This window comes from Micromonospora sp. URMC 105 (assembly GCF_051386295.1).
Classification (GTDB): domain Bacteria; phylum Actinomycetota; class Actinomycetes; order Mycobacteriales; family Micromonosporaceae; genus Micromonospora.
Genome location: NZ_JBPQTL010000007.1, coordinates 36,429 through 50,368, shown reverse-complemented (window position 1 = coordinate 50,368; position 13,940 = coordinate 36,429). Strand labels below are relative to the sequence as shown.

Sequence of the window (13,940 nt, the reverse complement as noted above, 5' to 3'; positions counted from 1 at the left end):
AACGCGCGCCGCCGGACCGGCCCGTCGGTGCTGCCGTCTACAGTGGGTGCCCGCCGCACCGGAGGACCGCCGTGGACCCCATCGACAAGATCGCCTGGATCCGGATCGAGGACGGCCGGATCCTCAGCACCCGCACGCGGGGCAGGGACGTCTGGTACCTGCCCGGCGGCAAGCGCGAGCCCGGCGAGACCGACCGGGAGACGCTCACCCGCGAGATCGCCGAGGAACTGGGCGTGGTGATCGACCCGGAGACGGCCGTGCACGTCGGCACGTTCACCGCCCGGGCGCACGGCCACCCGGCGGGCACGCTGGTGCGGATGACCTGCTACACCGCCGACCACCACGGCGATCCCCGGCCGGATCACGAGATCGAGGCGGTGGCCTGGCTCGGGTACGCCGACCGGGACCGGGTCTCCCCGGTCGACCAGATCATCTTCGACGACCTGCACCGGCGGGCCCTGCTGGCGTGAGCGGGGCTCGGCGGACGGCCTGACCGTTTCGGTTCCGCCCGCAGTGGGGGACGGCCGACGCGCCCGGCCGGCCGCTGCGCGCCGGTGCAACGCAGCGACCGGCCGTGCCTTCACCCACCGGACGGCAGCCGTTTGCGTCCCGCCCGGGCGGGTAACCGCGGTCGGATTCCCGACCGGGACCGGCCGGACGCCGAGGGTCGAATTCCTGACGGACGGCCCTTCGCCGGCCAGGGTCGGGAATCCGACGGATCGGCGGAGCGTGAGGAGGACCGGGTGCGTTTTCCCCTCTTCGTCGACGCGGTGGCGCGGCGGGCGGAGCTGCCGCCGGAGCGTGCCGCCGCGATCGCCCGGGCCGTGCTGGTGACGGTGGCCGAGCGGGTCCAGGCGGGCGAGGTCGAGGACCTGACCGCCCAGCTGCCGAACGACCTCAGCGAATACCTGGCCGAGCCGCCGCCGGACGCCACACCGGGCGCGGCGGAGACCTTCGGGCCGGTCGAGTTCCTGCGCCGGGTGGCGGACCGGGCCGGTGTCGAGCCGGCCACCGCCCAGGTCGGTGTGCGGGCGGTCTTCGCCACCCTGCGCGAGGCGGTCACCGTCGGCGAGTTCCAGGACCTGGTGGCGCAGCTGCCGAAAAGTTTCACCAGGGGTGTCGATACGTCGCCACCGCACCCGTACGATGAGTGACGTCGCCGCCGCTGCACACCCCGCCTGAGCTGCCGATAAGGGAGCCGCCGGGGCGAAAAATCCTCGGCTTGCGACCACTTTCGCCGGAAAATTACTCGCTGTCGCCCCTCTATGCTGAAACTCCTCGCCGCGCTAGGGGGATGATCGGTCGATTTTCCACGGCCGATCTCCGCCGCGCCGTGGACCCTTCGGGCTGACTCCCATCAATGGACTTTTCCAGCGGGCATCGAGGCCTATCCTGGCCCCATTGTGAAGTTCTGGGGGGGATCATGATCACAATTGTCGATGCCTGCGTGCCTGTCCACAGTGGAGTCGAGACGACTTCCTGAGATGGCGCACTCAATGATCATCCAGCGTTTCCTGGACGTCGCGGCCACCCATCCCGATCGGCCGGCGATCCTGAGCGAGACCCACGAGGTCGACTACGCCGAACTGGCCGGCAGCGCCGGTGGCCACGCCGCCGCGCTCGCCGCCGCGGGCCTGCGGGCCGGCGACCGGGTCGCCGTGCTCACCGGGCACGGCACGCCCACCGTCGCCGCCGTCCTCGGCGCCCTCGCCGCGGGCTGCGCGTACGTGCCGTTGGACCCGGGGTTCCCCGTCACGCGGCTGCGGCACATGCTCGCCGCCGCCGACGTGCGCGCCGTCGCCTGCGCCGCCGCCCACCGGGAACTGGCGCAACGGCTCTGCGCCGACCGGCCCGGCACCACCGTGGTCGTCCTGGACCGGGTGCCGCCCGCCCCGCTGCGCCCGGTCCCCGTCGACCCCGACGCGCCGGCGTACGTGCTGTTCACCTCGGGCTCCACCGGCACGCCCAAGGCGGTCGCGCAGACCCACCGGAACCTGGCGCACGTCGTGGACAACCAGATCCGCGCCCTGGCCCTCGGCCCGGACGACCGGCTCAGCCTGCTCGCCTCGTTCAGCTTCGACGCCGCCATCCCGGACCTCTACCCGGCCCTGCTCACCGGCGCCGCCGTCGTCCCGGTGGACCTGCGCCGGCACGGGCTGGCCCACGCCGCCGAGCAGCTGCTCCGCCGCCGGGTGACCGTCTACCACTCGACCCCGACGGTCTACCGGTTCCTGCTCGACGCCCTCGGCGCGCGCCGGCTCGACTCGGTACGGGTGGTGCTGCTCGGCGGCGAGCAGGCCACCGGAGTCGACGCCGCGCGCGGCCGGGACCGGTTCGCGCCGGACTGCGTGCTGGTCAACGGCTACGGCGCGACCGAGATGACCTTCGCCGCCTGCTACGCCCTTCCGCTCGCCGCCGCCGACCCGAGCGCCACCGGGCCGCTGCCGATCGGCACCCCGCTGCCCGGGTACGCGCTGTCCCTGGACGGGTCGACCGGGGAGATCGTGGTGCGCAGCCGGCACCTCGCCCCCGGCTACCTCGGCCAGGACAGCGACCGGTTCGCGCTCGACGACGACGGCGTCACCCGGACGTACCGCACCGGGGATCTCGGCGCGCGGCTGCCGAGCGGCGAGCTGGTCTGCCTGGGCCGGCTCGACCGGCAGGTCAAGGTGCGCGGGTTCCGGGTCGAGCTGACCGAGATCGAGGCGGTCCTCGCCGCCCAGCCCGGCGTCGCCGCGGTCCGGGCGATCGCCCGCGACGGCGAGCTGCTGGCGTACGCGACGCCCGCCGGCGGGCCCCTCGACCCGGCGGCCCTGCGCGCCGCCCTCGCCCGGCGGCTGCCCGAGTACGCCCTGCCCCGCGCGGTGGTCGCGCTCGACGCCTTCCCGCTCACCGTGACCGGCAAGATCGACGAGCGGGCGCTGCCCGAACCGCCGCGGGACGTGCCGGCCGGGCAGGGCCCAGGCACCGAGACCGAGCGGGCGGTGCACGACATCTGGTGCGCGGTGCTCGGCCGCGACGCGGTCGGCCGGCAGGAGAGCTTCTTCGACGCCGGCGGCCAGTCCCTGCTCCTCGGCCAGGTGCAGCAGCGCCTCGCCGAGCGGTTCGGGGTGGCGCTGCCGATGGTGCGGCTCTTCGCCCACCCCACCGTCGCGGCGCAGGCCCGGCTGCTCGACGCGGCGGCCGTCGACGACCGGCCCGGCGCACCCGCCCCCGCACCGACCCTGCCCGCCCCGGCCGCGCCGACCCTCGCCGCCCGCGAGTACACCGGCGACGAGATCGCGGTCGTCGGGCTGGCCGGGCGCTTCCCCGGCGCGCCGGACCTGGCCACCTTCTGGTGGAACCTCTGCGCCGGGGTCGACTCGATCCACGACCACAGCGACGCCGAGCTGGCCGAGCTGGGCATCGGGCCCGGCCTGCGCGCCGACCCCCGGCACGTCCGGGCCGCCGGCCGGCTCGACGGCGTCGCCGACTTCGACGCCGAGTTCTTCGCCATGGGTGCGCAGGAGGCCGCCCGCACCGACCCGCAGCACCGGCTCTTCCTGGAGACCGCGTGGGAGGCGCTGGAGGACGCCGGACACGACCCGGCCCGGTTCCCCGGGCTGGTCGGGGTCTACGCGGCCACCTCGGCCAACCGGTACTTCCTGTTCCACCTGCTCGACAACCCGGCCGTGGTGGGCGACGTGGACCCGGACGACTGGGAGGCCCGGCTGATCGGCCGGCAGTTCACCGACCACCTGCCCGGGCAGGTCGCGTACCGGCTGGGGCTGACCGGGCCGGCGGTCGCCGTGCAGAGCGCCTGCTCCAGCTCGCTGGTCGCGGTCTGCCTCGCCGCGCAGAGCCTCGCCGACTACCAGTGCGACCTCGCCCTCGCCGGCGGGGTGAACGTCACCTGGCCGCGCTACCGGCACATCCCCGGCGGGCTGGCCTCGCCGGACGGGCGCTGCCGGGCCTTCGACGAGGCCGCCGACGGGGCCGGCTTCGGCTCCGGCGTCGGGGTGGTCGCGCTGCGCCGCCTCGCCGACGCCCAAGCCGACGGCGACCGGATCTACGCCGTGCTGCCCGGCTGGGCGGTCACCAACGACGGGCCGGACCGGGCCGGCTTCGCCGTGCCCGGCCCCGCCGGTCAGGCCGCCGCCGTCGCGAACGCCCTCGCCGCCGCGGAGGTCGCCCCCGGCGAGGTCCGCTTCATCGAGGCCCACGGCAGCGGTACGCCGCTCGGCGACGCCATCGAGGTGGCCGCGCTGCACGAGGTGTACGGCGGGGCCGCGTCCGCCGAGTCCTGCGCGCTCGGCTCGGTGAAGACCAACATCGGTCACCTGGACGCCGGGGCCGGCGTGGCCGGGCTGATCAAGACGGTGCTCGCCGTGCAGCACGGGGTGATCCCGCCGAACCTGCACTTCACCCGGCCGCACCCGGAGATCGACCTGGCCGGCGGTCCGTTCTACGTACCGACCAAGGCGCGTGACTGGCCGCCGGGCCCGCGCCGGGTCGCCGGGGTCAGCTCGTTCGGCCTCGGCGGGACCAACGCCCACGTGGTGGTCGAGCAGCCGCCGCCGAGGGAGCCGGTCGAGGCGCCGGAGGGCCGGGCGTACCTGCTGCCGGTCTCGGCGCGTACCCCGCAGGCGTTGCGCGCGGCGCTGGCCCGGCTGCGGACTTACCTGGCCAGCGCGGCCCCGGCGCTGCCCGAGGTGGCCGCCACCCTGGCGCTGGGCCGGCGGGCCTTCGACTGCCGGGCGGCGGTGGTCGCCACCGACCTGGCCGGCGCGATCGCCGCGCTGGACGAGCTGCGCGCCGCCGACACCCGGATCGCCGGTCCGGCCGGCCCGCTGCGCGACCTCGCCGCCGACTGGGTGGCCGGCCGCGACGTCGACTGGGCCGCGCTGCACCCCGCCGAGGGCGTCCGCCGCACCGGGTTGCCCGGCTACCCGTTCCAGCGCCGGCGGTACTGGATCGATCCCGTTCAGAAAGGCGTGCGGTGAACTGGTTCGTCTCGCCCGGAAGCCGACCCCAGGCGCCGGTGCAACTGTTCTGCCTGCCCTATGCCGGGGCCGGCGCGAGCGCCTTCCGGCGCTGGCAGGAGGGGATCGGCCCGGGCGTCGAGGTGCTGGCCGTGCAGCTGCCCGGCCGGGAGAATCGGATCAGCGAGGACCCCCGGTTCACCGTCGCCGAGGTCGCCGACGCCGTCGCCGGGCGCGCCGACCGCCCGTACGCGATCTACGGCCACTCCATGGGTGGCCGGGTCGGCTTCGAGGTGGTCCGCGAGCTGCGCCGCACCGGCCGCCCGCTGCCACTGCGGCTCTACGTCGGCGGCGCGCGAGCCCCGCACGTCGCCGCCCCCAGCCTCTTCGACGGGCTGTCCCGGGTGGACGACGACGAGCTGCTGCGCCGCCTCGGCGCGGGCGGCGGTCTCCCCGCCGAGCTGCTGGCGCACCCGGAGCTGGTGCAACTGCTGCTGCCGCTGCTGCGCGCCGACTTCGGCCGGGTGGACGACTACCGGTACGTCCCCGGCGAGCCGCTGCCGGTGCCGATCGTCGCGTTCAGCGGCCGGCACGACCGGGCGGTGACCCGGGAGCAGAGCGCCGCCTGGGCCGCGCACACCGCCGCCGGCTTCACCCTGCACGAGATCGACGGCGGGCACTTCTTTCTCGCCGACCGGCTGCCTGAACTGCTCGCCGCCATCCGCGCCGACCTGGCCGACGCCGTCGGCGGCAGCGCCGCCACCGCCCCGTCCACCGCGTCCGCCGATGCCGGCTCCGGTGGTGTCGAGCGCGCCTCGGTGGCGTCCGGTCCCGGCGCGCCGCCCGCGCACCGGGTGCCGCTGGGGGAGACCGGCTGGTCGGTGTGGCGGGACGGCCTGCTGCGTACCACCGGCTTCCCGGCCGACGGGCTGACCCTCTTCGCCGCGCCGCACGCCGCCGCGGTCGCCGACGAGCTGCTGGCCATCGGGGCCGGCGCCGACCGGTTCGACAAGGAGTTCGACGAGGCCGTCCGGTCGTCGGCGCACCGGCTCAGCGAGCTGGCCGGCCAGCCGCTGCTGCGCGAGGCGGTCACCTGGCAGAACCGCGGCGCGCTCGTCGCCCTGGACGGTCTGGCCCGCGGCGGCGGCGACGCGGCCCGCAACGTGCGCCGCCGCGACCGCGAGCGGGCCCTGCTCAAGTACTGGCAGCGGTACGCGGGCAAGAACGAGACGGTCGGGTTCTTCGGGCCGAGCTGCTGGGTCACGCTCGACCCGGAGCAGCCGGAGGTGGCCCGGATCAGCCAGGGAGCCGGGCTGACCCGCCGCCGCTGGGTCTGGTTCGAGTCCTGGGCGCTCTCCGCGTACGCCGACCGGATCGGCACGGACCTGATGGTGCGCCGCTGGTGGCCGCCGATGCTCTGCCCGCACCTGAGCGTGCGCGGGCGCAGCGTGCTGCGCCCCGGCCGGCCGCCGGTGCCGCTGTCTCCGGTGGAGGCGGCGGTGCTCGCCGCCGTCGACGGCCGCCGGCCGGCGTGCCATCTGGTGACCGATCCGGCGCTCGGGCTGCGCCGGCCGGAGGACGGCTACGCCCTGCTGGACCGGTTGGTGGCCCGGGAGCTGATCACCTGGGACGCCGCCCTGCCGGTCAGCCCGGAGGCCGAGCAGGTGCTCACCACCCGCATCGAGGACATCGGCGACGAGCCAGCTCGGGCCACCGCGCGGGCCGGCTGGGACCGGCTGCGGGCGGCCCGCGACGAGGTCGCCGCCGCGGCCGGGGACCCGGACCGGCTCCGTGCCGCCCTCGACGACCTCGACGCCACCTTCACCGCGCTGACCGGGGCCGCGTCCCGGCGCCGGGAGGGCCAGATGTACGCCGGGCGGACCATCTGCTACGAGGACACCAGCCGTGACCTCGATGTCGTCTTCGGCGCGCCACTGCTGGCCGACCTCGCCGCCCCGCTCGACGTGCTGCTGCGCGCCGCCCGCTGGATGGTCAACGCCCTGGCCGAGGGGTACGGGGCGGTGTTCCGGGGGCTCTACGAGGAGCTGCGCGCCGAGGCGGGGGACTCTCCGGTCGCCCTGTCCGACCTCTGGTTCCTGGTGCAGGGCCTGTTCTGGGGCGGGGGCGAGCGTCCGGTCGACGCCGTGGCCGCCGAGTTCGCGGCGCGCTGGGCCGGGCTGTTCGCGCTGGACACACTGCCCGCCGGCACCACCGAGGTCCGGCTGCGCGTCGCCGACCTCGCCGGGCGGATCGGCGAGGTCTTCCCCGGAAGGCGGCCGTCCTGGTCCAACGGCATCGTGCACAGCCCCGACCTGCAGATCTGCGCGGCCGACGCCGACGCGCTGCGCCGGGGCGAGTTCACCGTCGTCCTCGGCGAGCTGCACGCGGCCTGGTCGTCATTCGACTGCGCGGTGTTCACCCCGTCGCACCCGGACGTGGAGCGGCTGCGCGCGGCGCTCGCCGAGGACCTGGGCGAGCGCCGGATCCGGCTGCTCTTTCCCAGCGACTGGCCCCGGCGGACCAGCCGTACCGCCGAGGCGCTGACCGGTCCGACCGACCGGCACCTGGCGTTCCAGCCGGCCCCGGGCGCGGACCCGGCCCGGGTGCTGCCCACGGTGGACCTCACGGTGACCGACGAGAACGGCCAGCTGGTGGCCACCGCCCGCGACGGCCAGCGGTGGCCGCTCACCGACGTCTTCGCCGAGATGCTCAGCGCGCATGCCGTCGACGGCTTCAAACTGGTCGCCGCCGCGCCGTACACACCCCGGATCATCCTGGACAACCTGGTGGTGGCCCGGCAGACCTGGCGGACCACGGTCGGGGACAGCGGGCTCGCCGAGGTGACCGCGGAGCGCGACCGCTACCTGGCGGCACGGGCCTGGCGGCGGCGGCTGGGCCTGCCGGAGCAGGTCTACGTCAAGCTCGGGACCGAGATCAAGCCCTGCTTCGTCGACCTGAGCAGCCCCGCCTTCGTGACCATGTTCTGCGCCATGGTCCGGGCCGCCCGCACCGACGGCGGCGACGAGGTGTCGCTGGTGGTCAGCGAGATGCTGCCCACCCCCGACCAGGCGTGGGTGCCGGACGGCGCCGGCCGCCGCTGCTTCAGCGAGCTGCGGCTGCAGATCGTGGACGCCCCCGAGAGCGAGGATCGCCGATGAGTCACCTGCTGCCGCTGGGCGACACCGGCTGGTCGGTGTGGCGGGACGTGGTCCTGCGCAGCGCCGGTTTCCCCGCCGCCGGCCTGGATCGCTTCGCCGCGCCCGACGCGGCGGCCGCCGCCGACGCGCTGCTCGCCGGGGAGGGCACCCCGGAGGTAGTGGACAAGGTGCTGGCCGAGGCGTTCGCCGACTCCTCCGCGGTGGCCGGCGAACTGGCCGCCGACCCGCTGCTGCGCGAGGCGGTCACCTGGCAGAACCCGGACATGCTGATCGCGCTGGACGGGCTGCTGCGCACCGACCCGACGGTGCGCAACGTGCGCCGCCGCAAGCGGGAGCTGAGCCTGCTGCGCTACTGGCAGCGCTACTGCGGCAAGGCCGAGACGATCGGCTTCTTCGGCCCGGTGTGCTGGGGCAGCTTCGACCCGGACGACCCGCGTACCCGGTTGACCCCCGGCCCCGGCCTGGTCACCCGCCGGCACGTCGGGTTCGAGGCCTGGGCCCTGATCGCCTACGCCGACCGGCTCGCCGACGACCTGGCGGTACGCCGCTGGTGGGCCCCCGCGCTGCAACCGCACCTGACGGTGGAGGGGCGGCAGCTGCGGTGGCCGCTGCACCCGCCGATCCCGCTGTCGGCGGTGGAGGCCTGGCTGCTGGCGTCCTGCGACGGGCGTACCGCAGCCGGCGAGCTGGCCGAGCGGGCGTGCGCGGACGGCGTGGTCCGCGCGGTCGACGACGTCTTCCTGCTGCTGGACCGGTTCGTCGAACGGGGCCAGCTGACCTGGGACGCCAACCTGCCGAACAGCCCGGACGCCGAACGCGTCCTGGGCGAGCGAATCGCCGCGATCGGCGAGGACACGGTGCGGGCGGCGGTCGCCGCGGACTTCGACCGGCTCTGCGCCGCCCGGGACGCGGTCGCGGCCGCCGCCGGCGACCCGGACCGGCTCGGTGCCGCGCTGGCCGCGCTCAACACCGAGTTCACCGCGGTCACCGGCCGCCCCGCCACCCGGCAGAGCGGGCAGATGTACGCCGGCCGGACCGTCTGCTACGAGGAGACCGCCCGCGACCTCGACGTCACCATCGGCGCCACCGTGCTGGACGCGCTGGCCGCCCCGCTCGCGGTGGTGCTCCAGGCGGCCCGCTGGCTCACCGCCGAGATCGGCGCGGGCTGCGCCGAGGTCCTCGCCGACCTCTACGACGAGCTGGCCGCCGAGGGTCCGGTGCGGCTGGCCGACATCTGGTCGCTGGCCCAGGGGATCCTGATCGCCCCGGAGGGCCCGGTCGCCCGCGCCGGTGCGAGCTTCACCGAGCGGTGGGCCGAGCTGTTCGGGCTGCGGCACCTGCCGGCCGGCACCGTCGAGCTGCGGTTGCGCGCCGAGGACCTGGCCGGCCCGGTCCGCACGCTCTTCGCCGCCGACCGGCCCGGCTGGCCGTCCGCACGGATCCACAACCCCGACCTCCAGATCAGCGCGGTCTCGGCCGAGGCGATCGACCGGGGCGAGTTCCTGCTCGTCCTCGGCGAGCTGCACCCGGCCACCGTCGCCTACGACAGCGCGGTGCTCAGCCCGTTCCACCCCGACCCGGCGGCGCTGCGGGCCGCGCTCGACGCCGACCTGGGCCCGGCCCGGATCCGGGTGCTCTACCCGGAGAGCTGGCCCCGGCTGACCACCCGCACCACGTACGCGCTCACCGGCCCGGCGGACCGCCAGCTCGGCATCGACACCGCTCGCGGCGGCGACGTCGACCGGCTGGTGCCGGCCACCGCCGTCACCGTGGTCCGCGACGACGCCGCGCTGAGCGCGGTCTTCCCCGACGGGTCCCGCTGGCCGCTGATGGAGATCTTCGCCAACCTGCTCGGCTCGCTGCTGGTGGACACCTTCAAACTGCTGGACCCGGCCCCGCACACGCCCCGGATCACCATCGACCGGCTGGTGGTGGCCCGGCGGACGTGGCGCACCACGGTGGCCGGCAGCGGCCTGGCCGGGCACCGCGACGAGACCGCCCGCTACCTGGCCGTACGCCGCTTCCGGGCGGATCTCGACCTGCCCGAGCGGGTCTTCGTCAAGGTCGGCACCGAGGTCAAGCCCTGCTACGTCGACCTCACCGGCCCGCTGTACGCCCAGTCGCTGTGCGCCATGGTCGACGCCGCCGCGAAGACCGGCCCCGACGTGGCGGTGGTGGTCACCGAGCTGCTGCCCACGCCGGCGCAGGCCTGGGTGCCCGACGCCGCCGGGCGCGGACACGTCAGCGAACTGCGCCTGCAGATCACCGATTCCGCCACCTACCGGGGAGAGCACGGGTGACCGACATCCTTTCCATCAGCGCCGCCGCCGGGCCGCAGCTGCCCTGGCCGGACGGGACGCTGGCCGAGCTGATCGCCGCCCGGGCCGCGCGCTGCCCGGACGCGGTGGCCGTCCGTCAGTGGGACGACCGGCTCACCTACCGGGAGCTGATCGGCCAAGCGGCCGGGGTGGCCGCCGCGCTGCGGGCCCGGGGCGTCGGCCGGCACAGCCGGGTCGGGGTCTGCGGCCGACGCCGCCCTCAGCTGGTCGTCGACGTCCTGGGGGTGCTCCTCGCGGGTGGCTGCTACGTGCCGCTGGAACCGGACGGCCCCCGCGAGCGGCTGCGCGAGATCCTCACCGACGCCGGGGTGTCGCTGCTGGTCGGCGACGCGGCGGCCGAGCTGACCGACCTGCCGGGCGTCGAGGTGGTGCAGGCCGACGGTCCGGCCCCGCTGGCGCCCTGCCCGGCCCGGCCCGGTGACCCGGCGTACGTGCTGTTCACCTCCGGCTCCACCGGCCGGCCCAAGGGGGTGCTGACCTCCCACCGCAACCTGGTCGAGTTCGTCACCGGCTGCGCCGCGGTCAGCGGCGCCGACGCCGGGGTGCGCAGCCTCGGCATCGCCTCGCTCGGCTTCGACGTGTCCGTCATGGACCTCTTCCTGCCGCTGCTGCTCGGCGGGGCGGTGCAGCTGGTCGGCGCCGAGGACCGGGCCGACTCGGTCCGGCTCGCCCGGTTCATCGTCGCGCACGAGGTGAACTGGGGTTTCATCACCCCGATCGTGCTGTCCATGCTGGACCCGGCCGACGTGCCGGGCTGGCGTACGGTGTTCTGCGGCGGCGAGGCGGTCCCGGCCGAGCTGGCCGCCCGCTGGGCGCCGGGGCGGCGCTTCCTCAACGGCTACGGCCCGACCGAGACCACCGTGCTGGCGGTCACCGGTGAGCTGACCGGGGCCGAGAGCGACCCGGTGCCGATCGGCCTGCCGCTGCCCAACCACCGCGCGTACGTCGTCGACGCCGAGCTGCGGGCGGTGCCGCCGGGGCAGACCGGCGAGCTGCTGATCGGCGGCCCCGGCCTGGCCGACGGCTACCTCGCCCGGCCCGGCCTGACCGCCGAGCGGTTCGTCCCCGATCCGTTCTCCGGCCTGCCCGGCGAGCGGCTGTACCGCACCGGCGACCTGGTCCGGCAGGCGGCCGACGGGCGGATCGTCTACCTCGGCCGCGCCGACCGGCAGGTGAAGATCCGGGGCCAGCGCATCGAGTTGGGCGAGGTGGAGGCCGTACTGGCCGGCGCCCCCGGCGTCGACCGGGTCGTCGTCGAGGCGGTGCCCGGGCCGACCGGCGCGGAACTGGTCGCGGTCCTCACCCCGGCCGGAGCGCCGGACGACGAGACGATCCGCGGGTACGCCCGCGAACGGCTGACCGCCGCGATGCTCCCGGCCCGGCTGCTGCGCCGCGACGACCTGCCGGTCAGCCCGGTCACCGGCAAACTGGACCGCCCGGCGCTGCGCGCCCTGGCCCTGGCCGCGCTGAGCACCGGCCGCACCGACGGCGAGCCGCTCGGCCCGGCCGATCCGGTGACGCAGGCGGTCACCCGGATCTGGACCCGGCTGCTCGGCGTGACCCCCGGCCCGGACACCGACTTCCTCGCCGTCGGCGGCAACTCCGTCGCCGCGATGCGCCTGGTCGCCGCGCTCCGGGCCGAGCTGGGCCGGCACGTCGACACCCGGGACGTGCTCGCCGGGCGCACCCTGAGCGGCCTCGTCGCCCGGCTGCGCGCCGCCGCCCCGGCCGACGCCGAGGAACTGACCACCGGCAACCCGCCCACCCTCTCTCCGCCGCAGCGCCGGCTCTGGTTCGTCGATCAGCTAGCCCCCTCCAGCGCCCCGTACAACATCGCCGTCGCGCACCGGCTGCGCGGGCCGCTGGACACCGCCGCGCTCGGCGTGGCGCTGCGGGCCGTCGCCGAGCGGCACGACGTGCTGCGCTGGCGCATCCCGCAGACCGCCGGGGTGCCGTACGCGGTCTGCGAGGAACCCACCGACGTCGCCGTGCCGGTGGTCGACCTGACCGGCAGCGCCGACGCCGAGGCGGAGCTGGCCGGAATGCTCGCCGCCGGCGCCGCGCACGCCTTCGACCTGGCCACCGGACCGCCCTGGCAGGTGACCGTCTACCGGCTGGGCGTCGACGAACACGTGCTGGCGATGACCATGCACCACGCGGTCTTCGACGGCTGGTCCGAGGCGGTCCTCTACCACGACCTCGCCGCCGCGTACGCCCGCGCCGTCGCCGGGGCGCCCCCGACGTTGCCGCCACCGGCCGCCACGTACGCCGACTACGCGGTGTGGCGGGCCGAGCGGGACCGCCGCCGGGGCGCGGCCGACCTCACCTGGTGGGCCGAGCACCTGCGCGGCGTGCCCACCGTGCTGGAGCTGCCCCGCGACCGGCCCCGCCCGGCGGTGCAGACCTACGCCGGCGCCGAGGCCGCGGTCACCCTCTCCGCGACCGCCGACCGGGCGGTGCGCGCCCTGGCCGCCCGGCGCGGCACCACGGTCGCCGCGGTGCTGCTCGCCGGCTTCGGCGAGCTGCTGCGCCGGCTCACCGGCGGCGACGACCACCTGGTCGGGGCGATCGTCGCCGACCGCCGGCTGGCCGCCTTCGACGACGTGGTGGGCTTCTTCATCGACACCGTGCCGGTGCGGCTGCGTACCGGCGGGGCCGGCTTCGCCGAGCTGGTCGACCGGTGCGCCGCCGAGCTGCACGAGGTCACGGCCCGCCCGGGCGCGCCGCTGGAACGCCTCGTGGAGGCCCTCGGCGTCGGCCGGGACACCTGCCGCGCGCCGCTGGTGCAGGTGCTGTTCAACGTGCTCAACTTCGCCCCGCCCCGGCTGGCGCTGACCGGGCTGACCGGCGCGCCGGTCCGGGTGCCCAAGCCCGGCTCGCCCTTCGACATCACCGTCTACGTGGTGGAACGGGACGGCCGCATCGGCGTCGAGGTGGTGCACAACCCGGACCTGTTCGACGCCGAGCGGATCGACGCGCTCCTGGCCGACCTGGCCGAGCTGGTCGGCGCGCTCGCCGCCGACCCGGACACGCAGGCCGACGCGGTCGCCGCCGCGCTGCCCCGGCCCACCGTCCGGACGCCGCAGCTCGGCGCGATGACCGTGACGGCCACCGAGCCGCCCCGCACCACCCCGGTCCCGGCCGGGCCGGACGGGCTCACCGACACCGAGGAGCTGATCGCCGGCATCTGGCGGGAGGTGCTGGAGACCGACCGGGTGGGAGTCGCCGACAACTTCTTCGACATCGGCGGTCACTCGCTCGCCCTGGCCGCGGTGCACGCCCGGCTCACCGCCGCCACCGGCCGCTCGATCACCATGCTCGACCTGTTCCGCCACCCCACCGTCCGGGCGCTCGCCGCCAGCCTCGACGGCGCCGCCGACCGGCCGGAACTCGCCCGCGCCGCGCTGCGGGCCGCCGCCCGGCGGGGCCGTACCCGCCGCAATCCACCTCGCCGCCCCGGCGGCACCGCGCAATGAAGGACA

The 13,940-nt window shown here is 76.2% G+C and carries 6 protein-coding genes; all 6 read left to right on the top strand.

The genetic code is table 11. From position 1 onward, the window contains the following. The first annotated feature begins 71 nt into the window (after positions 1–71). The 6 genes from ACSNN7_RS04380 (at position 72) to ACSNN7_RS04355 (ending at position 13,934) form a co-directional block, all read left to right on the top strand. Positions 72–470 carry an NUDIX hydrolase gene (locus ACSNN7_RS04380; protein WP_436679299.1) on the top strand — a complete coding sequence of 133 codons (399 nt, stop codon included), beginning with the start codon at positions 72–74 and terminating at the stop codon, positions 468–470. A gap of 273 nt (positions 471–743) precedes the next feature. Then, positions 744–1,154: a DUF2267 domain-containing protein gene (locus tag ACSNN7_RS04375; protein WP_436679298.1), complete on the top strand. Its 411-nt coding sequence runs from the start codon at positions 744–746 to the stop codon at positions 1,152–1,154. A gap of 342 nt (positions 1,155–1,496) precedes the next feature. Beyond that, on the top strand, positions 1,497–4,982 hold the full coding sequence (locus tag ACSNN7_RS04370; RefSeq protein ID WP_436679297.1) for an AMP-binding protein: 3,486 nt from the start codon (positions 1,497–1,499) through the stop codon (positions 4,980–4,982). Next, the gene (locus ACSNN7_RS04365) at positions 4,979–8,119 is read left to right on the top strand and encodes a thioesterase domain-containing protein (RefSeq protein WP_436679295.1); all 3,141 of its coding nucleotides are present in this window, start codon (positions 4,979–4,981) and stop codon (positions 8,117–8,119) included. Before ACSNN7_RS04370 ends, ACSNN7_RS04365 begins: the two co-directional genes overlap by 4 nt. Next, positions 8,116–10,419: a lantibiotic dehydratase gene (locus tag ACSNN7_RS04360; RefSeq protein ID WP_436679294.1), complete on the top strand. Its 2,304-nt coding sequence runs from the start codon at positions 8,116–8,118 to the stop codon at positions 10,417–10,419. Before ACSNN7_RS04365 ends, ACSNN7_RS04360 begins: the two co-directional genes overlap by 4 nt. Then, positions 10,416–13,934, top strand: a complete 3,519-nt coding sequence (locus ACSNN7_RS04355; protein ID WP_436679292.1) for an amino acid adenylation domain-containing protein — start codon at positions 10,416–10,418, stop codon at positions 13,932–13,934. Before ACSNN7_RS04360 ends, ACSNN7_RS04355 begins: the two co-directional genes overlap by 4 nt. Positions 13,935–13,940: the final 6 nt, after the last annotated feature.